The sequence below is a fragment of the Bacillus sp. ME78 genome (assembly GCF_903970865.1).
GTDB classification, from domain to species: domain Bacteria; phylum Bacillota; class Bacilli; order Bacillales; family Bacillaceae_G; genus Bacillus_A; species Bacillus_A cereus.
Genome location: NZ_CAJCKK010000006.1, coordinates 103,377 through 129,112, shown reverse-complemented (window position 1 = coordinate 129,112; position 25,736 = coordinate 103,377). Strand labels below are relative to the sequence as shown.

Here is a 25,736-nt window from a genome sequence, read left to right as displayed (position 1 = left end):
GTCAAAAGTTCCTCAAAGAAAAAGGGAGCAATTTTGCTCCCTTACAATAGTTATTTCGAAGCTAACGAATTTGTTAGTTCCTCTTTATTAGCGACAGCTTCTTTCTTTATTTGCATACGTAGAACTGGCCCTATCGCTAATAAAATAAGTGCCATCGCTATACAAAATACAGTAACTAGTGAAGTTAGTTCCTTTAATCCTCCAGCTAGTGAAGTTCCAATTAGCATTGCCCCCATAAACAGTGGTAAAATCGTCCCATTTACTCTTCCAACCATATTTTCTGGTACAAGTTGAATCATAAGCGTACCGACAACAATATTAACACAAGCTAAACAAATACCTGTTCCAAATCTCATGAAACTAGTAATCCAAAATGATGTAGATAGCCCTTCTACTAAAAATGATATCGCTAATATGCCCATACCGAATACAAACATCTTTTTCGGATTCACTTTTGAAGCGAAAATTGCAGCAACAATACCACCGATTAACATACCTATTCCATCAGCTGCTGCTAAATATTGAACAGCTTCTTTTTCCATGCCTAAACGTTCAATTACAAGAAACACCTCTAATGGAGTTGTTAATCCAACAGCTAAACCCATAATTGTAAAAGTGATCGTAATCATACGTAAATTTTTCGTGTGAAGAACGTATTTCCATCCTTCTTTTATATCATTTTTTAATGAATCTCTTGCCACTTGCTCTTTTTCAACCCATTTTGGTAAAAATGAAAGGGCGATAGCCGATAACAAAAATAGAATGATTAAACTATATAGTGATGTAAATAAGCCAAGTTGTGTATACACAATTGATCCTACAACTGGTCCAAAAATCATAAATAATGACTGTAATGTTTGGTTAAATGCAATCGCATTTGCTACCTGTTCTTCTTTTACATAGCGCTTAAATATACGCGAAGATGAGGGCTGAGAAAACTGACCTACAATCGCGGAAATGAGTGTTGCAAAAAATATAGCCTGCCAATAATCCAGCTTTAACAACAGGACAATTCCTATAATAGACAGTACACTCAACACATCTCCAGCGACCATTGTTCTTTTCGGATTCCAGCGATCTGCTAATGCACCACCAATGAACGAGAAAATAAAGATAGGTGCATACTCCATGACAGATAATAGAGACACTGAAACTGGATCATTATTTGTCCGCTCCATTATGAAATATAAAAGAGCCATATTTCTGATCCAAATTGCAAATTGTTGTAAAATATCAGATGCCATAACGAGCATAAATGCTCGGTTTTTAAATAAAGCGTTCACTTTCATTCCCCTTTCATAAACCGACCGTTCGGTCTAATTTGTTTTGTAAGAAAAGCAACTGACTTATTATTCAGCTGCCATTCCTTTTAACAATACATCTATTGCCTTTTTATAAATACGCTTCAACTCTTTATAATCTAACTCGTAGTAAAGTACTCCAAGCCCTGATAATAATCCGTTCACAATATACATAAGATCACGAGCATTATCTTCACGGAACTCTCCAGACTGTATACCTGCTTCAATTAATTTCTCAAACATAACATATGATTCTCTAGTTAAAGCTAACAATTCATCCAGAATCTCTTTACTTACAACTTGGCTCATAGAGAATTCCTCTATTGCATTTGAAATTGGTTGCTGTATGTCCTCTACATGATATTCCGCGAGACCATATAGTTTTTCAGTACTAGTACTATACAACTTCTCTTTTTCATTCCATTTTTCAACCCAATCATACGTATGCTGTTTCACTACAAATAAAAATAATTCTTCTTTACTTTTAAAGTGATAATAAATGCTTCCTTTACTTCGCTCTGTAATTTCACAAATCTCTTCCATAGATGTAGCTGCATAGCCCTTCTGTGAAAATAGACTTTCTGCTTTATATGCAATTTCTTTCTTTATCTCTTCTGCGCTTCTTCTCATATTCACACCTCTTTAAACCGACCGTTCAGTCTAATGATAACAAATCAAAAACCTCTATCGCAAGAGGATATATTCCTTATTTAAGAAAACGTACTTTCAAACCAAGTTCGAATCATATGTATCGTTCCAAATTTAAATGCTAATTTAACAAGAAATACGCCTCCCGCAGCTAATAAAAATAACACTACTTTCTCCTTATTTTTCACTTTCGGTTCCCTTTTCATTTCCATTCCCCTTAGTATATTAAAAATATTAATCAAACGTTGGTTTAACTGTGTTTATGCAATATGTAAGCCAACTAATCAAACGTTTGTTTAAAAAGAAATACGCCTATATAAGGCGCATTTTCATCAATCACCGCCACCACCGCAGCTTCCACCGCTATCTCCCCCAAAAGACCCTCCACAATCATGTGAGCCGCCATCATGCGAGCTATCATTATCAGATCCAGCAAAGAAAAATAATGGTGATGAGCTGTTAGATGAATTATGAATGTTATTTTGTTTTGTAAGATTTACCTTCTTTTTGTTCGATCGAACTGCTGTTACGATTATTCCAACTACAACAAATAATAGTATGACAATAATAAATTCCATATAAAAGCCTCCCTTATTCCTCGAATAATTGAATGGTTCTCTCTAGATTTTCAAGTGAAATGAAGCGCGATTCTCGAAGGATCTCTTTTCCATTATAAAATAATAAAATTGTCGGTCCTGTAAATACGACATATCGCCCCGCAATCTCTTGCATGTCTTGTAGTAATATCTCTATTTTCTCTACGTAATCATAATTCTCTAATACGCAATTTACTTTTCTTAGCATAACATCACAAACACCACAATTTTCCGTTTTAATAAACAGAAGTACCAATTGTTGTTCTTCGATATAGGTCGCTAATTCTTCTATCGTTTTAAATGTAGTCATCTTATCCCTCTTAGCGTAATTTACGAAATACTTTTTCTTGATACATACGAAAAGCTGAACTATCTTTAATCTTTCTCTTTTCCATTACCTGCTGAAAACGAAGCGTTTTTACTGTTAACTCTTCTCTTAATTTCTTTCTCTCTTCTTCATCATAACAGCAAGCAATTAGATCCTCTATTTTTAATATATCTTTTTGTAGTTCCATTTCTGGTGGAATCATTCCCGCATTTTTTAAAATTTTATAACTCATTCTAAGTTCTGGAGGTACCATTGAAAAATCTTCTAATTGTAGTGGTTTTCCTTTTCCCGGAAGATAATCAAGATCACCGTTCCGTATTGCTTTTCGAATTTTTTCTTCAGCAATGTTCAAAAACACATCCACACTATTCCCTCCTTTACATATTTTTACTATTATTTTACATGATATTTCCTTATCTTTCTACGTCTTTAATAATTGGCTCCATACAATTTTTTCTCAAATTTATTTATAATGAGCTATTTCCTCCCATACTGATCTTTCGTTTTCATATATAGTTTGTATTCAAGCCTTTTTGTATTGAGAAAGTCTTTTACAACTGAATAAAGCGTTTACACTAAATCTTACATTTGTTACGATTTAATCACCCCCAGCTCCCTTGTATAGACTTCGTGATGTCTGATCATTTTATCTAGACGTTTCATACGTCTAGATTCATTTTGATTTATTGGCGTATGCCTTTAAATATATCTTTTATTTTGAAAGGAGAAATGGCTATGAGGTCTCAAAAATTCACACTGCTATTACTATCTCTACTACTTTTCTTACCTCTTTTTCTCACAAATTTTATTACTCCAAATCTCGCATTAGCAGATTCACCAAAGCAAAATCAAAAAATTGTTGGGTACTTTCCTTCGTGGGGCGTTTACGGACGTAATTATCAAGTTGCTGACATTGATGCATCAAAACTTACTCACCTTAACTATGCTTTCGCGGATATTTGTTGGAATGGAAAACATGGAAACCCTTCTACTCATCCTGATAATCCAAATAAACAAACGTGGAACTGTAAAGAATCTGGTGTACCATTGCAAAATAAAGAGGTTCCTAATGGTACTCTCGTACTCGGGGAACCATGGGCTGATGTTACCAAATCGTATCCTGGCTCAGGTACAACTTGGGAAGATTGCGATAAATATGCCCGTTGCGGAAATTTCGGAGAACTAAAACGATTAAAAGCTAAATATCCTCACTTAAAAACAATTATTTCCGTTGGTGGCTGGACTTGGTCTAACCGCTTTTCTGATATGGCCGCTGATGAAAAAACAAGAAAAGTATTTGCTGAATCTACAGTAGCTTTTCTTCGCGCATATGGGTTTGATGGCGTAGATTTAGACTGGGAATATCCGGGCGTTGAAACGATTCCTGGTGGTAGTTATCGTCCTGAAGATAAACAAAATTTCACTCTCCTTCTTCAAGACGTCCGAAATGCTTTGAATAAAGCAGGTACTGAAGATGGCAAACAATATTTACTAACAATCGCTTCAGGTGCAAGCCAACGCTACGCTGATCATACAGAGCTAAAGAAAATTTCTCAAATACTCGATTGGATTAATATTATGACATATGATTTCCACGGCGGATGGGAAGCTACTTCTAATCATAATGCAGCTCTATATAAGGATCCAAATGCCCCAGCAGCAAATACGAATTTTTACGTAGATGGTGCTATAAATGTTTATACAAATGAAGGTGTTCCAGTCGATAAACTAGTATTAGGCGTACCTTTTTACGGACGTGGATGGAAAAGTTGTGGAAAAGAAAATAACGGACAATATCAACCTTGCAAACCAGGTAGCGATGGGAAACTTGCTTCTAAAGGTACTTGGGATGATTATTCTACCGGTGACACAGGTGTGTATGATTACGGTGATTTAGCAGCCAATTACGTTAATAAGAATGGTTTTGTACGCTACTGGAATGACACAGCTAAAGTACCTTACTTATATAATGCGACTACAGGCACATTTATTAGCTACGATGACAATGAATCTATGAAATATAAAACAGACTATATAAAGACGAAGGGTTTAAGTGGAGCAATGTTTTGGGAACTAAGCGGGGATTGCCGTACAAGTCCAAAATATAGTTGTAGTGGTCCAAAATTACTTGATACGCTAGTAAAAGAATTACTTGGTGGACCTATTAGTCAAAAAGATACTGAGCCACCAACGAACGTTAAAAATATTGTAGTTACGAATAAAAATTCAAACTCAGTTCAATTAAGCTGGACTGCATCTACTGATAACGTAGGAGTTACGGAATATGAAATTACTGCTGGAGAAGAGAAATGGAGTACAACAACAAATAGCATTACAATTAAAAACTTAAAACCTAATACGGAATACACATTTTCAATAATTGCCAAAGATGCTGCTGGAAATAAATCACAACCTACCGCTCTTACTGTCAAAACGGATGAAGCTAATACGACACCTCCTGATGGAAATGGCACTGCTACATTTTCAGTCACTTCGAATTGGGGCAGCGGTTATAACTTCTCGATTATAATCAAAAATAATGGAACGACTCCTATTAAAAATTGGAAATTAGAATTTGATTATAGCGGTAATTTAACACAAGTTTGGGATTCTAAAATTAGTAGTAAAACAAATAATCATTATGTAATTACGAACGCAGGATGGAATGGTGAAATTCCTCCTGGTGGATCTATTACAATTGGCGGTGCAGGAACAGGTAATCCTGCCGAACTTTTAAATACCGTCATTAGCGAAAACTAGACGTAATATCCATTAATTAATTCACTAAAGTTTGAATTTAGGTTTGAGCAATACCTCCTAAATTCAAACTTTTAATTTTACGAAAAATCAAAAATATCATAATAACCTATTATAATTATATTTAATTTCTAATATGAAGTTTATATGAAGTTCATTTGAATTTTACATGAATTTCCTTTAATTTCTATTGTCTTCCTATAATATCCATATTATCCTTTACATAAAGGAATTATTTTCATTCCATTTTGAACTATCTATATATATAAAGAAAGATAGTCACCTGTTAGGGAAAGGCTTTCGTATTATAAATATAACAAAAGAAAAAGCACGCTTATAAGCGCACCATAAGAGTGCTTCTTCATACAATTCTCATGTAAGAGTTCTCGAAAATCATGTTAATCACAAAGAAAAGGCATTAGCTCCTAAAAGCTAATGCCTTTTCTTTATTCATATTGTTCAGTATTCCAATCTTCTATATTCCATACTTTTGTTATCCACGATTCATAGAAAGAAGGTTCATGTGAGACAATTAAAACCGTTCCTTTGTATTGTTGTAACGCTTCCTGTAAAGCCATCTTAGTTTCTACATCCAAATGATTAGTCGGTTCGTCTAAAATTAAAACATTGCTTTTCGTTACGATAAGTTCACATAAACGCACTTTCGTTTGCTCTCCACCGCTTAATAAACGAATAGGTTTTAATACGTGTTCTTCTTTCAATCCACACTTCGCTAATGCTTGGCGCGCTTCTTTCTTTGTCATATCTGGTCGTTCTGCCCAAACTTTCTCTAACGGTGTTATTTCTGAAGCAAACTCTTCCTGTGCAAAATAAGCAGGATTTACTCGTTCCCCAACAAAAATTGAACCGCTTAGCGGCTTTATTTGACCTAATAACGTCTTTAACATTGTCGTTTTTCCAATACCGTTATGACCAACAACAGCTATCTTTTCTCCTTTTTTCACTTGTAAATTCAAGTCTGGAAATAACGGCTCACTATAACCCACTCTTAGTTTCTCAGCCTGTAATATACGACTTACTGGTTCATTATAAACAGTAAAAGCAAAACGGGACCGAGGTATATTATTAACCTTTTCAACCCTTTGCATTTTCTCCAATACTTTCTCTCGACTTTTTGCCTGTTTTGCTTTTCGAATCTTATTTTTTTGAATAAATGTTTCTAACTGAGCAATTTCTTTTTGTTGTTTCACATACGCCGATTGTAATTGTTTCCTTTGTACTTGGTAACTTTGTAAAAACTTTTCATAATCCCCTACATATCGCTTAACTTTTCGTTCTTCTAGATGGTAAATGACATTCGTAATATTGTTCAAAAATACTTCATCATGCGAAATGATAATATAAGCTTTTTCGTACAGTTTCAAGTACGATTGCAACCATTCTATATGTGCTGTATCTAAATAGTTCGTTGGTTCATCTAGCAATAAAACATCAGCTTTTTCTAGAAGAAGCTTTCCTAGTAATAACTTTGTCCGCTGTCCTCCACTTAACTTTGAAACATCCTTTTCCAATCCTATTTCAAACAGCCCTAAACCAATTGCCACTTCTTCAATTTCTGTATGAATTTGATAGAAATTAGAGTTTTCCAATATAGTTTGTAACTCTCCATACCTTACTAACAATTTTTCTACTTCTACTGCCTCAGTCATCTCTTTTGCAATTTTTAACATTTCGTATTCAATCGCATACAAGTTAGAAAATGCACTTTGCAAGTATCCTTCAATTGTTATTCCTTCTTGTAAATCTATATGCTGCTGCAAAAATCCAACCTTCACATGTGGAAACCATTCAATGTTCCCATCATCATGTATAAGTTCTCCTGTTAAAATTCTTAGCAGTGTTGATTTTCCAATCCCATTTTTCCCTACTAACCCAACATGCTCCCCCTTTAATAATCGAAAGCACGCATTATATAAGATGGTTTTCTCACCATACGAATGACTTAAATTTTCTACTGTTAATATACTCATTTTTTTCTCTCCTTTACTTATCGTCCATAAGCTAAATAGAGAGACCAACAGTATGAAGCCTTATTTAATTATGCATATAAAAATGGGTAAGGTGAATACACCTTACCCATTACATATTATCGTAAAAAAGGATTAAGGTTCTTTACCTGCTGTCTTCAATTTAGCTTAATCTTAAAAAATGGGCAGACTTCTCCCATATCAAGCTAAAACCATTTGAAGAACAGTTGATAAAGTCATTTTATCCTTTCACTCCTTTAACATTTGTTATATTAAGAGTATAAACTACTCTGTTATATTCTATTCTCTATTTTCCCTTTTGTTCCTTCTCCATCTTTTCATATTCTAAAAAAAGCCTCTTAACAGTAATTATACTAAAAACTGTTAAAAGGCTTTTTCTATTTTTTCATATAAGGAGCTAACACACTTAAAATCTCTTCTTTATCCTTTTTTAATTCGAGTGATGTTAACATATCCATCGTTCTCGGTCTAGGTAATTTCACTTGTACCTCGCCAACAATTGACGCTGGTCTTTGAGATAAAATAAATACGCGATCTGAAAGCAAGATTGCCTCATCTAAGTCATGTGTCACCATAACGATTGTTTGCTTTTCTTGATGCCAAGAGTTTAAAAGCCAGCTATGTACTTCCATTTTTGTAAATGCATCTAATTTACCAAAAGGCTCATCCAGCAGCATAATTGGCTTTTCACATAAATATGTGCGCAGAAAGCTAATTCTTTGACGCATACCACCAGACAATTCATCTGGATAATGGTCTGCATATTCATCTAGTTCGAACTGCTTTAATGCTTCCATTCCTTCTGTCAGCCTTTGTTTTTTCGGCTTTCCTTCAATTTCTAACGGAAGAACGATATTTTGCAAAGCTGATCGCCACGGTAGTAATAAATCTTGTTGTGGCATATAACTAACAACATCTTGCTCTTGTACTTGCTTATCTTTATACATTACGTTCCCGCTTGTTGGTTTTTCAACATTTGCAATCATGTTTAATAATGTGCTTTTCCCGCAACCACTCGGTCCTACAAAGGAAACAAACTCTCCCTCTTGTATAGAGGCACTAATATTCTCTAATACATTCTTTCCGTCGAAAGATTTCACTATATTTTTTATTTGTAATCCGCTCATTTTTCACTTGGAAGGAATTCATTTGTAAAAGCATCTTTTACATCGATTTTCTTTTTAATAACTTTGTTGTCATATAAGAAATTCATGTAATTCGTCCAAATTTCTTCCTTCTGTACTCCCCATGCTTTCGCATCATCTTGATACTTCGTACTTAACCATTTCTGGCTTTCTTGAACTAAATCTTTATTTACATCTGGAACAGCTTTAATTAGAATATCAGCAGCTTCTTTCGGTTCCTTAATTGCAAATTTATAACCTTCTGTTGTTGCACTCATAAACTTTTTCACAAAGTCTTTATCTTGCTTCGTATGTTTTTCACTCGTAATAATAACAGGACTATAGAAATCAAGCGCTGGATCTAAGTCCTTCACCATAATCGTATTTAACTCTTTTCCTTGGCGCTTCGCTTCAATACCATCCCAACCGTAATAAATCCATTCGAAATCTGCATCACGGCCGATTGATTTAAAGAAATCTGTTTGTCCTAAGATGATTTTTTCAACTTTATTAAAATCAGCTTGATGCTTATCCATAATCGTCTTTAATGTCGCTTCTTCCGCTGGTCCTCCCCAGCCACCATAACGTTTACCTTCAAAATCTTTCGGTGACGTCATATTATCTTTCTTAAGCGATGCAAACGCTGAAGTGTTGTGCTGAATAATCGCTCCTACAGATACAACAGGAATTCCTTCCACACGAGCTAATGTTACATTTTCTTGTGCGCTTATTGCGAAGTCTGCTTTTCCTGATGCTATCATTTGCTCTGCTGTTACATTGTCACCTGGTTGAATAATTTCTACATCTAATCCTTGCTTTTTGTAATAATCTTTCGTTTGCGCTACATACAAGCCAGTATGATTCGTATTTGGAAACCAATCTAATACTACTTTTACTTTTTGATCTTTACTTGCACTTTCTTCTTTCTTCGCCGGATTACATCCAGCCACACCTACCGCTACTAAGGCAGCTAACATAACTTTCAAACCTTTTTTCATTTTCTGCCGTCCTTTCTATATATCCATGGTGCTGTTATTCTTGCCATAAACTCTACGATAAAATACAGGCATAATGTCACTATAACGATGATTGCTGCAACACCAAATACTCGGGCAGTCAAAAAGGATTTTGTAGCCCTCGTAAGCATAACGCCTAATCCTTCACTTGCACCGAGCCATTCTCCGATAATTGCCCCCATTACGCTATATGTAACTGCAATTTTTAAACCGGAGAAAAAGTATGGAAGCACTGCTGGAAATTTTACTTTCTGGTAAACTTGCCATTTTGTCGCCTTCATTGTTTGTAACAGCTTCAACATGTTTTTATCTACTGTTTGAAAACCTTCTAAAATACTAAGCGCAATTGGGAAGAAACAAACGAGTATTACGACCATTACTTTCGGCAACATCCCATATCCAAACCAAATAATAAATAGCGGTGCAAGTACAACAATTGGAATTGTTTGCGAAATAACGAGCAATGGATTTATTAAAATACGAAATAAAGGTATAACGTCCATAATAATTGCGATGCTCGTCCCCAATAAAATTGCAAAGAATAGTCCAATTATAACTTCCTGCAGTGTTTGCATCGTATTTGGTAATAGTAAATCTTTCATCCCAATTAATTCTTGAACAATGGCAGAAGGCTTTGGTAAAATCCACGGTTCGATTTTAAATAATGAAACAGATCCTTCCCATATCGCAATGAGAAGGATAAGCCAAATAGTTGTAATAAGTTTAGATTGCTTCTGGTTTTGCATATTCATCACGGTACTTCCAAACCTTTTCATCTATCGTTACACCAGTGCTTGGACGATAATGGATTTTAATAGAAGTAATCACTTCTTCTGCTCCAGCATCGACGCAAGCTTGTTGCGCACGTTTAACGACATCAAGAAGTACATCTAATTCTCCTTCCAAAGTTGTTTCCATTGCCCCTACTTCATAACGAACTCCCGATTGTTGCACAACTTCAATTGCTTTATCGACAACAGAATATACATCTTTCGTTTTCGCTTGTGGTACTACTGAAAATGACATTGTAACTTGTTGTGACATAATAAAATCCCCCTTATAAAATTAAATTTCAAAAATAAGAAAAGGCTTTCCTACTGCGTAGGAAAGCCTTGTATGCAAGTTATTATAGAATAACATATGCTACATCACTTTAAGTAACTCCCTACGCTGGCATTATCCAGATCAGGTTGAGGGTCGATGTTTACTTACATCCTCTCAGCCAATTGGCTCCCCGGTCCTTAATTCGTTTTCATTGTAGCATGATTTATTTTATTGAACAAACAAAAGCATGCATAATCATTTCATTATTTTTGGAAAATATCCAACTTTTTCACCATGAGCTAATAACTGCTGTATAAATTCTTTATTGATTGCTGGTACTATCAATTCTTTTTTCTTAATCCATTCATTCGTTCTACGCGTACCCATTACAATTTCAGATTGCTGCGCTCCATCTCCTGCAACTTGAGAAGCAATTAACTCTGCTATTACTTCATTTTCCTTCGCTAATTCAAGTCCGGTATTTACATATTCTGAAAGTGGAACCATTTTAAGATTGTATCCACACTCTCCAATTAACTGTATAAATTGTTCAAACTCAATTTGATGTGGATGACAAATATGTAACGTCTCTCCTACAATTTGCGAATCTTTTAAATACGATACAATTGATTTACTAGCAAAATCAATTGGTGTGAAATCAACTTTCCACTTCACATTTGGTGCTTTCCCAATTAATAGCATTGTTTTAATAAGACGATAAAATGCGTTTCCTTCAATATTTTGTTGGAACGAACCTGTTTCTGAATGACATGCTAAATTACCTGCACGATAAATATTTCCGCGCAAACCATTTTTCATTGCTTCACGAACAATGTTTTCCGCTTGTAGTTTACTATTTGAATATACATTCTCTAAGTCTACACTGTAATTAAAATCACCAGTTTTCATGTATGTATCCCATTGATCTACCGCTAATTCTAACGGGATACCAATTGTAGAAATAAATTGGAATGTAGCACCTTTCTCCGCTAATGCTAGCATACGGCTAGTTCCTTGGACATTTATATTTTCAAATTGTTTTACATCTCCAAAATGTCTTACATCTGCACCGCAATGAATTATCGTATCCATCTTAGAACTGATGAACATAAATTCTTCTTCGCTCATCCCAAGATACTCTTCCCCCAGATCACCAGCTACGGCCTGTATACGCTGTAACCATTCTTCACATATATCACTAAAGTAGCCTGTTAATGTATCTATAATTCTTTGTTGCACATCTTTGGTTGGTCTTACTAAACAATAAATAGTAGCAGATGTATCTCTCAACAATTCATATAATATGTGTGATCCTAAATAACCAGTAGCTCCTGTTAAAAAGACATTTAAAATCTGGGTTTCTTCCAAAACGTTTGCATACGTAATAGTATCTGGTTCGTGAATCACTTTATATTCACGAAATACTTCTTCTTTCTCTACTTTTACTTCTCGCTCAATTCGAGCTAATCCATATATCGTTCTTTCTTTAAAGAAATCTTGAATTGTTAAATGTGAAAAATCTTCTTTTAACAACGTTAAGACTCGTAATACTTTTAATGAATGTCCACCAATTGTAAAGAAATCATCATGCACTCCAACTTTTGAAATTCCTAATACTTCCGCCCAAGCGCGCGCTATTTGTTTCTCTGCTTTATTAGAAGGTGCAACATATTCTTGTAGACGAACCGGTTCATACTTTTCTTCTAACTGAGCTAACTTCTTAACATCAATCTTTTTATTAGGTGTAAGTGGTAATTCATTAATATAAATTAGTTTAGATGGCACCATATAATCTGGTAATTGCTCTTGTAACTGATAAACTAATTCTGGTATTTCTTTTTTATTTAAAGTTGTATAGAACGCGATTAAATATTGGCTACCTTCCTTACTCTTCTTAGCAAAAACAGCATTTTCTTTTATATTATGATTTTGAGAAATTTTACTTTGGATTTCTCCTAGTTCAATACGATGTCCTCTAATCTTTACTTGATCATCTTTCCGATGTAAAAATTCTATATTTCCATCCTCTAATAACTTAACAATATCACCTGTTTTATATATATTAACTATAGGATTAAAGGGGTTCTGAATAAAAGCTTCAATTGTTTTATTAGGCTTATTAAAATACCCTTTTGCTAATCCTACTGAATCAATATATAATTCACCAGGTACACCAATTGGACAAAGATTCATATTCTCATCCAAAATCATAACTTGATAATTAGCACATGGTTTACCAATGGGAATACTCGCAACATCCTCATTTAACTGACTAGGTATTTTATAGGTTGTCGTCACTACAGTACATTCTGTCGGTCCGTATACATTATGAATTTCAACATTTGTACCTATTCTTTCTCTCCACAATTTAATAACCTCTACAGGCAACATTTCACCGCCAATCGCAATTCTTTTTAGGGAAGCTAGCTTATATATATCTTCTTCTGCTAAATAAGTTGCTACTTGTCGAACAAAAATTGTTGCTAATGCCAAGATCGAAGTTGCTTTCACTTTATAGATTGCATTTGCAAATGCTTCTACAGACAATCGCTCTTCCTCTAATAATACATACAAGTTTCCTCCGCAGAATAAAGAAGCAAATGACTCCCATACAGAAGCATCGAAACTAAAAGAAGGAAATTGGGCAAATACATCCTCTTCTGTCAATTCATATTGCTTTTGCATCCAAGTGTACAGATTAACAACGCCTCTATGTGCTAACATCGTTCCCTTTGGATTCCCTGTTGAACCAGATGTATAAATCATATAAGCTACATCATCACAATGAATAGACAACTTTACATCTATATCTTCACAAGTTTCACTATCATACATTGAAACTGTTTGAACCCCATCACATGTTATAGGCGTCTCTTTCATCAATATAACTTTCGCTTGGCTATCTTGAATAATGTACTGTATTCTACTTTCCGGATAATCTGGATCAATCGGAACATACGCTGCACCAGCTTTTAATATAGCTACCATACTTACTACTGTGTCTATGCTACGTTTCATAAATATTCCAACATAGTCTCCTAATTGGACGCCATTTTTAATTAACATATGAGCTATTTGATTACTTTTTTTATTTAGCTCCTCATAAGTTAAAGTACCTTCCCTTGAAGATAAAGCTATACGATTTGGAAATTGAGTAACAGTATTATAGAACATATCGACGATACTTTTCTCAGGATATACTGCTGTCGTATCATTCACTTGACTATAAAGTGCCATCTCGGCCTCTGTAATAATATTAAAATTCTTTATATAATTATTCTTATTTTGTGATGTACCAATTAAAACACCTTGTATTTGTTGTGCATAACGAGTAATCGTTGTTTCCTTCCAATTAACACTATTAAATATTATTTCTACACTTTGCATATTTTTACTAAATACAAATTGTAATGTATTCGTGTCTTGTAGCTCATAATATGTTTCACCAATAATAATAGGTGACATTTCATATAATGTATTACCGTTTTGAAACTCTTCTATTTCTTCCTCATTCATTTCTTTAATTTGTTCCAGTTGCTCTTCAATCTGTAAATTCAAACTTTCATAGGAGAGAAAATTAGAAACTTCAATAGTAATCGGAAATAAACTTCCTCTTACATGATAAAGCACGACAATATGTTTTTCTTTAGAAATATGATATAACCACGTTGCAGTCGCTCCTATTAAATCTACAATGTGAGTCAAATTTGGAAATAGTTCAGTTTTCCTTTTTATCCTAAGTTCCGTTCCTTGCACATCTTTAGGTATTTTAATACTTCCTTCTACTTTCCCTAAAAATTCTTTTACCATCTCATTATAAGAAATTGCTAATTTCATATTTATGTAAATTCCTCTCTTAAATATAATAAAGGTGTGAAAATTCACACCTTTTTCATCCCTTATTAACGGGCAGATTCGTTCAATTCATAATCAGTAGCGGAGATATCCCCTTTGATTAGAATTGAACTTTCTCCTTATTCGCTTTTAAACTCACCAATAAGCTCTTGTAATTCCTGAGAAAGCCAACTTAAAGAAGTCGCTAATTCTGCAATATCTTGTACTGATATTTCTTGCTCTTTCATGCTTTCTTCAACATTACTACTGCTGTTGGCATAAGTGTTTGCAATATGTGATAATTCATTTACGACTTGAACGATATTCTGGCTATTTTGTAAAATGTCACTCGAATTACCCGAAACAGCTTTTACTTGATCTGTAACAGATTGCGCTGATTTGGAGATTTTTTCAAAGAAATTCCCACTACTTTGAACAAGCGAAATTCCAGTTTCTACTTCTTTTGAACCTTTTTGCATGGAAACTACAGCATCTTCTGTCTCAGCTTGTGTTTCACCAATTAATTTCGCTATATCTTTAGCAGACGCTTCCGTCTGTTCTGCTAATTTTCGTACTTCATCAGCAACAACTGCAAACCCTCTTCCAGCTGCTCCAGCACGTGAAGCCTCAATAGAAGCATTTAAAGCTAATAAATTTGTTTGATTTGAAATACCTGTAATTACAGTTACGATATCACTAATTTCTTTTGACCTTGTTTCTAACGAATAAATGATGGAAGACAAATCTTGTACTGCATTTTGGATTAAACTCATTTGATTAATAATTTGTCCAATCACTTCATTACCTTCAATTGAATGTTGTTCCATACCTTCAGAAGCAACCGCAACTTGTTTCGCAGCCCCAGTTATCTCTTCTACCTTATCTTCCATTCCATGTACAATCCCTAAACATTGTTGTACTGAAGTTTTTTGAGACTGTGCCCCTACTCTTAAACCTTCAATAGAACTTGCAATCTCTTGAACTGCCATGCTGTTTTCCTCTGTACTCGCCGACAATTCTTGTGAAGAAGAAGAAACTTGCTCAGCAGTTTGCCTTACTTTATCTATAATCCCTTTAAACTTTTCAATCGTGTTATTGAAATAAACATTAATAATTCCAATATCATCTGGTCTTTCTTTTAATTTAATACTCAAGTCACCTTCACCAATTTTACGTAACCCTTCTCGTAAATCTTTTAATGGAGCTAGCGAGTGACGCACGATAAAGAATTGAGTAATAGTCGCAATTGCTAATGAAATAATGATAAAGAGTAAACCCTGTATCATAAACTTCTCTTTTGTAATAGGAACAATGGAAGCATCTAAGTCAGCGGCAACAATTGCAATAATATTGTTTTCTCCATCTGTAATTGGTTCTAATATTGTCACCCACGAACCTATTTCATCTTCATATACTTCTGTCATTTGAGCCTTTTTCGTATCAATCACTTTATCGTATGCCTTCATCCAATGAGCGGGTTGTTCATAATAATCTCCCGGCTTTATAGGAAACGCATTTGTTAACTCTGTAGTCAAACCAACGAGTTGTAATTCTCGCTTTTCATTCGGCTTTGCTCCTGTAACATACGTTTGTCCAATGCTTTTCAATTCTTTTGATACTTCATCTAATTTCTCTGTTAACTTTTCTTTTTTCACTTTTTCGGCTGTAGGATCTTTCGCCATGTCTCTAACTAATTCTACATCCAGTTTTTTCAATACTATTTCTCCTGTTTCAATAGACTGCCTTTCAAATAAAGACATCATACTATTTTGAAACATATTGAAACTTAATGCACCCATACTTCCAACAAGTGTCAAAATAACTAATACGGTTAATAAGACGTTCTTTTGAAGGAACGATAACTTATGCCAATATTTTTTCATTAATATCCACCTTCCTTAATCAACACAAACAAAAAAACAAAATATATGGATATTTTGTTTGAAAATGTTTCTCAATATGTTCGAGAATAAAAAAAAGCCAATGTAAAAGCATTGGCCAAGACCAACCCTATCCGTCCGGTAACTGGCTAGCGTAGCCTTTCGACCTTAGCTCCTGTAGTTTTGCGTCCTCATGTTTCCATCAGTTTGCCTTTCTCGCTGAACGAGTTGAACGATATGGGAGTTCTATGAGAATTAATTTATTCTCTTTCAAAGATTACAACATATAAATCAAAATGTCTACTTATTTAGAGATATAAATACAAATTTTTAATGCATTGCTTTTTCGAAATAATTTCAAAAAGTACGTGAATGTTACTTTTTTTGTGTTATATAATAAAAAATGTATAAATAACAAGGATTTCTTCGGGTATTTATTTAATTTTCATTCAAATTAAACTATTCGAATATATCTTAACTAATGAATTTCGGAGGTAGTTTATCATGTTTTGGCTACAATTTCTTACCTTGTTACTCTGTATTTTTATTGGTGCACGCCTAGGCGGAGTTGGTTTAGGAGTAATGGGTGGAGTTGGTATGGCAATACTCGTTTTTGTCTTCCACCTACAACCAACCGCGCCTCCTATCGATGTAATGCTTATGATTTTGGCAGTAATTACAGCTGCTGGTGCTTTGCAAGCTGCTGGAGGAATGGACTATCTTGTTCATCTAGCTGAAAAGGCATTACGAAAAAATCCAAAGCGTATTACTTTTTTTGCTCCAATTGTTACTTATTTATTCACACTATGTGCAGGTACTGGTCACGTTGCCTATTCTGTACTTCCTGTTATTGCAGAAGTCTCTCGTGAATCAGGGATTAGACCGGAACGCCCAATGTCGATTGCCGTAATCGCTTCTCAACAAGCAATTACAGCTAGTCCAATTTCAGCTGCCACAGTTGCTCTTTTAGCAATGTTAGCTGACTATAAAATCACTTTATTAGATATTTTAAAAGTGAGTATTCCTTCCACTTTCATTGCTTGTATGTTAGCAGCATTCGTTGCTAGTAAGATGGGAAAAGAATTAAATGAAGACCCTGAATACTTAAAACGATTAAAAGAAGGAATGATTCCTAAGCTTGAAGAGAAAAAAGAATTTGTAGGTGTAAAGGGCGCAAAATTATCAGTTATCCTTTTCCTTGTAGGAACCTTCCTTGTTGTACTTCTTGGTTCATTTGAAGCACTTCGTCCAGGATGGATAGTTGATGGGAAGTTAGCCCGTCTTTCCATGCCGAATACAATTGAGATGGTTATGTTAACTATCGCGGCTCTTATTATTATTTTCTGTAAACCAAATGTAGAAAGCATTGTGTCTGGTAACGTCTTTAAAGCGGGGGCAACAGCAGTTGTTGCTATTTTCGGTATCGCTTGGATGGGAGATACTTTCTTTAATGGAAACTTAAATATGATTCAAGGATCCATTCAGCATTTAGTAACAAGTGCACCTTGGCTATTTGCCATCGCACTATTCATTCTATCTATTTTACTGTACAGCCAAGCAGCAACTGTTCGTGCCTTAATGCCACTTGGACTATCTCTTGGCATTCCACCGGCGCTACTGATTGCTATGTTCCCTGCAGTAAATGGATATTTCTTCATTCCAAACTATGGAACAATCGTTGCTGCTATTAACTTTGACCGTACTGGTACAACAGGTATCGGTAAATACGTATTAAATCATAGTTTTATGATTCCTGGCCTAATTGCAACATTTACTTCTATCGGAATTGGAATGCTCTTAATTTCAATTATGTTTTAAAGAAAAAGCACAAACCTTTATTTAAAAAGGTTTGTGCTTTTTTAATCAAACGTTTGTTTAAATTTTTTGGGCAGTCTACTTCTCGATGTATCACTTAAAATACTACATGTCCTTTTCTACAAACTTCGCTTTACTTCTTCAGCTAATTTTCTCGTACTTTCATACGTAGATTCAGCTAAACTAATTGCTGAAATAACTGAAACACCGTCCGCACCCGCTTCTATAACTGCCACTGTATTTTCAATTGTAATCCCACCAATACCAACGATTGGCACTGTAATTCCTTGTTCTCTAAAATAAGCTAATCCTTTCGTTCCTTGAACCGCTTTCGTATCTTTTTTCGTACTCGTTGGGAAAATAGGTCCAACGCCTAAATAATCTGCTCCGTTTTCGATTGCAAAGCGTGCTTCTTCAATTGTATGAGCAGATACACCGATAATTTTATCTCCCATTTTTTCACGAACAGATGTAATTCCTTCATCATCTTGTCCTACATGAACACCATCTGCATCTAATTCAATGGCTAATTCTACATCATCATTTACAATGAAAGGAACACTATATTCCTTACAAAGCGTCTGCAATTCTTTTGCAAAGCGCACTCTATCTCCTCCGATTAAAGAACCTTCCCCCTTCTCGCGAAACTGAAAAAGTGTCACTCCACCATCTAATGCTTCTTTCAATACAGCTAAAGGATCCCTCGTGCAGTTATTACTTCCCATAATAAAATACACTTGTAATAACTTAGACATCTTCTTTGTTTCAATGCGCATCATGTGTTTCATCCCCCTTACTCTAACTCCTCAATCTTTCCATACTTCTCAATATCACCAGCAGTAGTATTCGCTAACTGATTTAAAAATTCAATTTGGAAACTACCAGGTCCCTTTTCCACGGTCTTAGCAGCTGCCAGTTCCGAAGCTACACCATAAAACGTTAATGCTGCTACTGCTGCTTTTACATAATCTTTTTCCACTGCTACAAATGCTCCTATTACAGAAGTTAGTAAACAACCTGTTCCCGTAACTTTCGTTAAAATAGGGTGACCGTTTCGAATAACAATAGTTCTCTCTCCATCTGTAACAACATCTTCTTTTCCAGTAATGACCGCAACTGTATTTAGTTCGTCTGCTGTCTGCCTTGCAATACTTACAACATTGCCATTTCCAGTACCAGCGTCTACCCCTTTAATTTCCCATTTCTCATTAATAACATTTGCTATTTCAGCTGCATTTCCGCGGATAATTGCTAAATCGATTTCAGCCGGAATATGTCTCGCAACTTCTGTTCGATACGAAGTTGCTCCTGCACCAACTGGATCAAATAGTACTGGCACATTGTTCGTATTTGCTGATTTACCCGCGAGTAGCATCGCTTCTACTTCTTCAGGACGAAGTGTCCCCATATTTAATACTAACGCTCCAGCAATGCTAGCCATTTCTGCTACTTCTTCTTTTGCATACGCCATTACAGGCGATGCCCCAAGTGCCAACAAACCGTTAGCAGTAAAATTTGTTACAACAACATTTGTAATATTATGAACGAGCGGATTAGATTCTCTCACCAAATCCACTACTTTACTAATTTCTTTCATATTCATCCTTTTCATCTCCTAACTATAATGATGGGAGATACACAAAAAGACACTTTGCGCGTACGCAAAGTGCCTGAATATGTGCTTTTACACTCTCCCTACGCTGGCATTATCCAACAGGTTCAAATGGTCAATGACGGACTAGTAGCCATACTCTCAGTTTGTATCCACAAACTCCCATGTGTTTCTTATTCATCTACTTCAAAGTCTACTCTTATTCTAGTAAAATAACAAGTTCTTTACTTTTTCTATTTAATATAGAAGCAACTGATAAAGTGAAACTTTAATTAGTTGGGATTTTGTTCCCTCCATTAAAAACAGCTCAAATATGGAGCGAAACTGAATCTCAAGAAGATGTATGCTATATTTAACTTATGGAAATTTGAAAGGATGTTTTTAATATGTCAAAAAGCGTTGTAATCGCTGAAAAACCTTCCGTTGCACGAGATATTGCTCGTGTACTGAAGTGTGATAAAAAAGGAAACGGCTATCTTGAGGGTAATAAATATATTGTAACTTGGGCTTTAGGTCATCTCGTTACATTAGCAGATCCAGAAAGTTATGATGTGAAATATAAAAAGTGGAATTTAGAAGATTTACCGATGCTACCTGAGCGTTTGAAATTAACGGTTATTAAACAAACTGGTAAACAATTTAATGCTGTAAAAAGTCAGCTACTTAGAAAAGATGTAAATGAAATTATTGTAGCAACAGACGCTGGACGTGAAGGGGAATTAGTCGCACGCTGGATTATCGATAAAGTTAAGCTAAATAAACCAATCAAACGTTTATGGATTTCTTCTGTAACCGATAAAGCAATTAAAGATGGTTTTGCAAATTTAAAACCAGGTAAAGCCTATGACAATTTATACGCTTCAGCAGTTGCACGTTCAGAAGCTGACTGGTATATCGGTCTTAATGCAACTCGCGCTTTAACAACTCGCTTTAATGCCCAGTTAAATTGCGGCCGTGTGCAAACTCCTACTGTTGCTATGATCGCTAGTCGTGAGGATGAAATAAAGAACTTCAAAGCACAAACTTACTACGGCATCGAAGCTCAAACAATGGAGAAACTCAAACTTACTTGGCAAGATACAAATGGCAATAGCCGTAGTTTTAATAAAGAAAAAATTGATGGTATTGTAAACAGTTTAGATAAACAAAATGCTACCGTTGTGGAAATTGATAAGAAACAGAAGAAGTCATTCTCTCCTGGTCTTTATGATTTAACTGAATTGCAACGTGATGCAAATAAAAAGTTCGGTTACTCTGCTAAAGAAACATTAAATATTATGCAGAAATTGTATGAACAGCATAAAGTGCTAACGTACCCTCGTACAGATTCACGCTACATTTCATCTGATATCGTTGGAACACTTCCAGAACGTCTAAAAGCATGTGGTGTTGGAGAATACCGTCCCTTCGCACATAAAGTATTACAAAAGCCTATCAAACCTAACAAATCATTTGTTGATGATAGTAAAGTAAGCGATCATCATGCGATTATTCCAACAGAAGGATACGTTAACTTCTCAGCATTCACAGATAAAGAACGCAAAATTTATGATTTAGTTGTAAAACGTTTCTTAGCTGTTTTATTCCCAGCATTCGAATACGAGCAACTAACATTACGTACCAAAGTTGGTAGTGAAACGTTCATTGCACGCGGAAAAACGATTTTACATGCTGGTTGGAAGGAAGTATACGAAAATCGATTTGAAGACGATGATGTAACTGATGACGTAAAAGAGCAGCTTCTGCCTCACATTGAAAAGGGCGATACATTAACTGTAAAGTTACTTATGCAAACATCAGGCCAAACGAAAGCACCTGCACGCTTTAATGAAGCAACTTTACTTTCAGCAATGGAGAATCCTACAAAATATATGGATACGCAAAATAAACAACTCGCTGATACATTAAAATCGACTGGTGGATTAGGTACTGTAGCAACGCGTGCTGATATTATCGACAAGCTATTCAATTCGTTCTTAATTGAAAAACGTGGCAAAGATATTCATATTACTTCAAAAGGCCGTCAGTTACTTGATTTAGCACCAGAAGAGTTAAAATCCCCTACACTAACTGGTGAATGGGAACAAAAACTTGAGGCTATCGCAAAAGGTAAGCTGAAAAAAGAAGTATTCATTTCTGAAATGAAGAACTATACGAAAGAAATTGTTTCTGAAATTAAATCGAGTGATAAAAAATATAAACATGACAACATTTCAACGAAGTCTTGTCCAGACTGCGGTAAACCAATGCTAGAAGTAAACGGCAAAAAGGGAAAAATGCTCGTATGCCAAGATCGTGAATGTGGTCATCGTAAAAATGTATCTCGTACAACAAATGCTCGCTGTCCACAATGTAAGAAGAAACTAGAATTACGTGGTGAAGGTGCAGGCCAAATTTTCGCATGTAAATGTGGCTATCGTGAGAAATTATCAACATTCCAAGAGCGACGTAAAAAAGAATCTGGAAACAAAGCCGATAAACGCGACGTTCAAAAATATATGAAACAACAGAAAAAAGAAGAAGAACCATTAAATAACCCATTCGCAGAAGCATTAAAAAAATTAAAATTTGATTAAACAAAAAGGTTCCTACCTCTATCGGTAGGAACCTTTTATTTTAGTGAATGATTTTACTTCCTTTTGCATTCTCAACAAATTTTTCACTTGATTTGTTAATTGGTGTTTTCAGTAATAACGCAGCAACAATCATAACTACTACGAAAGCACTTAACACAAGTAAATCTCGCGTTACGATATCCCAAAGCATTCCGCCAACTGTTTCACGAATTGCGCTAATTGCGTATGTGAATGGTAAGAACGGATAAATCGCTTGGAAGAACGCTGGTGTCATTTGGATTGGGAATGTTCCGCCCGATCCTGCTACTTGTAGTACAAGTAAAATGATCGCCATCGATTTCCCAACGTTTCCGAAAATAGAAACGAGTGAGTATACAATACAAACGAAGACTCCACCAATAAATAAACTAAATAACACAAACCAGAACTTATCGACTACGTACGTACCGAGTAAGAATATATCTCCCATCGATACGATAAACGCTTGTGAAAGACCTATCGTTAAGAATGTTAATAAACGTCCGAAGTAAATTTCATGGCTCTTATAATTCGCGCCCTCTTCGTGTACTTCTACCGTTAATAATGAAACCATTAATAATGCGCCTACCCATAATGCAAGCACTGTATAGAATGGTGACATCGCTGAACCGTAGTTCGGCATCGCAAATAATTTATTCTCTTTTAAATTGACTGGATTCGCAAAGTAATCACTTTGCTTTTCAACATCGTTTTTCAATAAGCGTATGATGTCTTTTATATCTTCTTCAGATTCAAAATCACGAATTTTATTTGCTAAGTCTTTAATCTTTTTCTCAGTCTCCGGCATTTCAGCTTTAATGTCTACTAATTTCTTTCTACCGTCTACTAAGCCTTTTGATGAATCTTCTAGTAATTTTTTAACATCTGGAAGCTTTTTGTCTGCATCATTTAAAATTTGAGTTGTATTTTTCGACATCTCTTTTGTACGAGCAATTGCTGTATTGAAATTAGGTACAATTTCTGAATCATACGTCGATAATACATCTGTTAATTGAGCTGATCCGCCCTTCGCAGCGTTGTTAATACTTTCAATTACATCTTTTGTAGGTTTCTGGCCATTGTTCAGAAGTGTAATTCCCTTATTCGTTGCCTCTACACCTTTTTGTAAGCTGCTTTTCGCTTTGTTTAATTTTGCGATTCCATTATTAAGGTTTTTATCACTATTTACATCCGCTAAAACCTTATTTGTACTTTCTAGAACTGGAATCATATCATCAATTAAACCGATTCCAGATTGGAATTGACCATTTAAGCTATTTAAAGCTACTTTCGTTGAATCTAAACCGTTAATACCTCTATTTTGTACATCTTCTTTTGCTTTCTGTAAATCTGCTTTTGCACCTTCAAGGCTATTTTTTGCTTTATCATAATCTGCTTTTGCATTATCATATATTTGATTCGCATCAGCTTTAGCTTGATCTACCGCGCTAACTGCCTTTTTATAATCAGCTACAAACGTTTCATTGTAATCTTTTTCAGCTCGATCGATTAAAGCATTTGTTTCATTTAATTTCTGATTAATTCCATCACGCACATCTTGTTTAACTTCCTGACCTGTGCTAATTAAATCGTTTAAACGTTTAAAACGATTATTTAAATCTTGTTGTCCATTCTTAATATCCGTTAAATGCTCTTTTCTTGTTTTAAAGAAATTTTGTCCAAACTCAGTTTGAGCCCCTTGCTCTAAACGAGCCATAACATCAATTACATAAGAAAGATTGTCAATATGCGTTTGAAGATTATTAGATATAGTCGAAATATTTTTCTTAGCTATCTCTGGATCAACGCTTCCATTTTGCAATCCATCCATAACACTTTGTGCATAAGCTGTTCCTGCACGTGATGAGCTTAGAACATTATTTACTGTTTGATTAATATTTTGTGCTATCCCTTTATACCCATCACTATTCAACTTAGAAAGATCCGGTCTCGCTGGGAATTCAGGTAATCCATTCATTCCAGACAAGTCAGGAATATTTAGTTCTACACCTGGATTCATTAAAAAGTCAGTAAATGCAGCTGCACTATCCATAACGCCTTTTGCTGCTACTAAATCATTTCTGATCGTTCCTGGAGCGTTTTTTAATGTTTGATCTTGTCTTGCAAAGAACTTATCTAAATTCGCCAACGCTTCCTGCCCATCATTTATTACACTCTCTACAACAGGTAAATCTTTCTGCGCTACTTTTACAACATCTTCTGCTCGAGTTGCATCATCTAATGCCTTATCCATGAGTGTATTCATTTCTGGGAACTGCGCTTCTAACTTAAATACAAGATCTTTTACTTTTTCGATACTTGGTAAGTTTGTTTCTAAATCGATTCCAAGATCATTGAAAATTTTAAAAATCTCACCGTTTGCTGTTTTTACAAAGTTTTTACTAATTTCTTCTGTAATACCTGATGCACCTTTTGCTGTAATCTTCGGTGCAATCGCGTTTACTTTTTCATTCACATAGTAATCCAGTTCTGGTTTTTTAGGATTTTCATCCAGAACAGTTGCAATTTTTTCAGAGAAGTCTTTTGGAATCGTAATACTTGCATAATAATCCCCACGCTCAACTCCGTAAATCGCTTGTTTTTCATCTACAAATTTCCAGCCAAGATTTTTGTTTTTCTTAAGGGAGTCTACAATCTCTTTCCCGATATTAATATCTTTCCCTCTTAAATTAGAACCTGCATCTTGGTTAGAAACTGCAATGGGAACCTCTTTTGTATTTCCATACGGATCCCAAGAAGCTTTAATGTTAAACCATGCATATAACGATGGTAAAATCATTAATCCTAAAACAATAACAATTGCAGCCCAATGTTTGGCTACATTCCGTAAATCTGTCTTATAAATACGCCAAATCTGTTTCATAGAAGTTATCACCTAATTATATATTTTTCCTTCTTTAGAAAATGATACATGCATTTTGCAATTATATCACTTTCTACATCGTGTATTAACCAAAAACGTACTATTTTTTCCCATTAACTTTCACTTACTTTATTATATAACGAAGTGAGTCAAAGTATGAATACAAAATGACCAAATCGGTTTTACATTCAATAATAACAAATATATATGAAATGTCATAAAAAATACAAGTATTTTCTCTTGGAAATACTTGTATTCCTAAAAAAATCCTCACAGCTTTTATTCTCTGTGAGG

General features: G+C 34.9%; 19 protein-coding genes and 3 riboswitches. Of the genes, 3 read left to right on the top strand and 16 right to left on the bottom strand.

Translation table 11 applies throughout. The annotated features are described in order from the left end of the window. Nucleotides 1-50: 50 nt before the first annotated feature. The 6 genes from H6481_RS10140 to H6481_RS10115 all read right to left on the bottom strand — a co-directional run bounded on the left by H6481_RS10140 (nucleotide 51) and on the right by H6481_RS10115 (nucleotide 3,237). Nucleotides 51-1,283 carry an MFS transporter gene (locus tag H6481_RS10140; RefSeq protein ID WP_064532166.1) on the bottom strand — a complete coding sequence of 411 codons (1,233 nt, stop codon included), beginning with the start codon at nucleotides 1,281-1,283 and terminating at the stop codon, nucleotides 51-53. Nucleotides 1,284-1,349: 66 nt separating this feature from the next. Next, nucleotides 1,350-1,931, bottom strand: a complete 582-nt coding sequence (locus H6481_RS10135; protein WP_001254447.1) for a TetR/AcrR family transcriptional regulator — start codon at nucleotides 1,929-1,931, stop codon at nucleotides 1,350-1,352. An 80-nt stretch (nucleotides 1,932-2,011) separates the two neighbouring features. Beyond that, complete coding sequence (locus H6481_RS10130; protein ID WP_069354903.1) at nucleotides 2,012-2,155, bottom strand: histidine kinase; 144 nt, start codon at nucleotides 2,153-2,155, stop codon at nucleotides 2,012-2,014. Between the two features lie 126 nt (nucleotides 2,156-2,281). Beyond that, nucleotides 2,282-2,527 carry a hypothetical protein gene (locus H6481_RS10125; protein ID WP_000394364.1) on the bottom strand — a complete coding sequence of 82 codons (246 nt, stop codon included), beginning with the start codon at nucleotides 2,525-2,527 and terminating at the stop codon, nucleotides 2,282-2,284. Nucleotides 2,528-2,540: 13 nt separating this feature from the next. Continuing rightward, a complete protein-coding gene (locus tag H6481_RS10120) occupies nucleotides 2,541-2,855 on the bottom strand; it encodes a thioredoxin family protein (protein WP_182811616.1) in 315 nt (104 codons plus the stop codon). 10 nt (nucleotides 2,856-2,865) lie between these two features. Beyond that, nucleotides 2,866-3,237, bottom strand: coding sequence for a DUF1992 domain-containing protein (locus tag H6481_RS10115; protein WP_017657409.1), 372 nt, complete (start codon nucleotides 3,235-3,237; stop codon nucleotides 2,866-2,868). 371 nt (nucleotides 3,238-3,608) lie between these two features. On the opposite strand from H6481_RS10115, the gene H6481_RS10110 reads away from it, so the two are divergent. Further along, nucleotides 3,609-5,633, top strand: coding sequence for a glycosyl hydrolase family 18 protein (locus H6481_RS10110; protein WP_182811614.1), 2,025 nt, complete (start codon nucleotides 3,609-3,611; stop codon nucleotides 5,631-5,633). Nucleotides 5,634-6,076: 443 nt separating this feature from the next. On the opposite strand, the gene H6481_RS10105 is transcribed toward H6481_RS10110, so the two are convergent. The 7 genes from H6481_RS10105 to H6481_RS10075 all read right to left on the bottom strand — a co-directional run bounded on the left by H6481_RS10105 (nucleotide 6,077) and on the right by H6481_RS10075 (nucleotide 16,540). Next, complete coding sequence (locus H6481_RS10105) at nucleotides 6,077-7,621, bottom strand: ABC-F family ATP-binding cassette domain-containing protein (RefSeq protein WP_182811611.1); 1,545 nt, start codon at nucleotides 7,619-7,621, stop codon at nucleotides 6,077-6,079. 395 nt (nucleotides 7,622-8,016) lie between these two features. After that, nucleotides 8,017-8,766, bottom strand: coding sequence for an ABC transporter ATP-binding protein (locus H6481_RS10100; protein ID WP_000016079.1), 750 nt, complete (start codon nucleotides 8,764-8,766; stop codon nucleotides 8,017-8,019). Next, nucleotides 8,763-9,761, bottom strand: a complete 999-nt coding sequence (locus H6481_RS10095; RefSeq protein ID WP_071731314.1) for an ABC transporter substrate-binding protein — start codon at nucleotides 9,759-9,761, stop codon at nucleotides 8,763-8,765. The genes H6481_RS10100 and H6481_RS10095 overlap by 4 nt, the downstream gene beginning before the upstream one ends. Then, on the bottom strand, nucleotides 9,758-10,531 hold the full coding sequence (locus H6481_RS10090) for an ABC transporter permease (RefSeq protein WP_001057164.1): 774 nt from the start codon (nucleotides 10,529-10,531) through the stop codon (nucleotides 9,758-9,760). The genes H6481_RS10095 and H6481_RS10090 overlap by 4 nt, the downstream gene beginning before the upstream one ends. Continuing rightward, nucleotides 10,503-10,823, bottom strand: a complete 321-nt coding sequence (locus H6481_RS10085) for an MTH1187 family thiamine-binding protein (protein WP_000082906.1) — start codon at nucleotides 10,821-10,823, stop codon at nucleotides 10,503-10,505. The genes H6481_RS10090 and H6481_RS10085 overlap by 29 nt, the downstream gene beginning before the upstream one ends. Before the next feature lie 101 nt (nucleotides 10,824-10,924). Continuing rightward, nucleotides 10,925-11,026: riboswitch (TPP riboswitch) on the bottom strand. A 52-nt stretch (nucleotides 11,027-11,078) separates the two neighbouring features. Further along, entirely contained in the window at nucleotides 11,079-14,660 is a 3,582-nt protein-coding gene (locus H6481_RS10080; RefSeq protein ID WP_182811608.1) for a non-ribosomal peptide synthetase, read from the bottom strand. A gap of 137 nt (nucleotides 14,661-14,797) precedes the next feature. Beyond that, a complete protein-coding gene (locus tag H6481_RS10075) occupies nucleotides 14,798-16,540 on the bottom strand; it encodes a methyl-accepting chemotaxis protein (RefSeq protein WP_182811605.1) in 1,743 nt (580 codons plus the stop codon). 134 nt (nucleotides 16,541-16,674) lie between these two features. Next, nucleotides 16,675-16,759, bottom strand: a riboswitch (cyclic di-GMP riboswitch). A 282-nt stretch (nucleotides 16,760-17,041) separates the two neighbouring features. Here H6481_RS10075 and H6481_RS10070 point away from each other — a divergent pair. After that, on the top strand, nucleotides 17,042-18,355 hold the full coding sequence (locus H6481_RS10070; protein ID WP_000498704.1) for an anaerobic C4-dicarboxylate transporter: 1,314 nt from the start codon (nucleotides 17,042-17,044) through the stop codon (nucleotides 18,353-18,355). 116 nt (nucleotides 18,356-18,471) lie between these two features. Here H6481_RS10070 and thiE read toward each other — a convergent pair whose 3' ends face one another. Both thiE and thiM read right to left on the bottom strand, forming a co-directional pair. Then, nucleotides 18,472-19,131 carry a thiamine phosphate synthase gene (gene thiE / locus H6481_RS10065; protein WP_182811602.1) on the bottom strand — a complete coding sequence of 220 codons (660 nt, stop codon included), beginning with the start codon at nucleotides 19,129-19,131 and terminating at the stop codon, nucleotides 18,472-18,474. 14 nt (nucleotides 19,132-19,145) lie between these two features. Further along, the gene (thiM, locus tag H6481_RS10060) at nucleotides 19,146-19,955 is read right to left on the bottom strand and encodes a hydroxyethylthiazole kinase (protein WP_053565352.1); all 810 of its coding nucleotides are present in this window, start codon (nucleotides 19,953-19,955) and stop codon (nucleotides 19,146-19,148) included. Nucleotides 19,956-20,027: 72 nt separating this feature from the next. Then, nucleotides 20,028-20,140, bottom strand: a riboswitch (TPP riboswitch). 210 nt (nucleotides 20,141-20,350) lie between these two features. On the opposite strand from thiM, the gene topB reads away from it, so the two are divergent. After that, complete coding sequence (gene topB, locus H6481_RS10055; protein WP_182811599.1) at nucleotides 20,351-22,540, top strand: DNA topoisomerase III; 2,190 nt, start codon at nucleotides 20,351-20,353, stop codon at nucleotides 22,538-22,540. 40 nt (nucleotides 22,541-22,580) lie between these two features. On the opposite strand, the gene H6481_RS10050 is transcribed toward topB, so the two are convergent. After that, nucleotides 22,581-25,442, bottom strand: coding sequence for a YhgE/Pip domain-containing protein (locus H6481_RS10050; RefSeq protein ID WP_000810079.1), 2,862 nt, complete (start codon nucleotides 25,440-25,442; stop codon nucleotides 22,581-22,583). Nucleotides 25,443-25,736 lie beyond the last annotated feature (294 nt).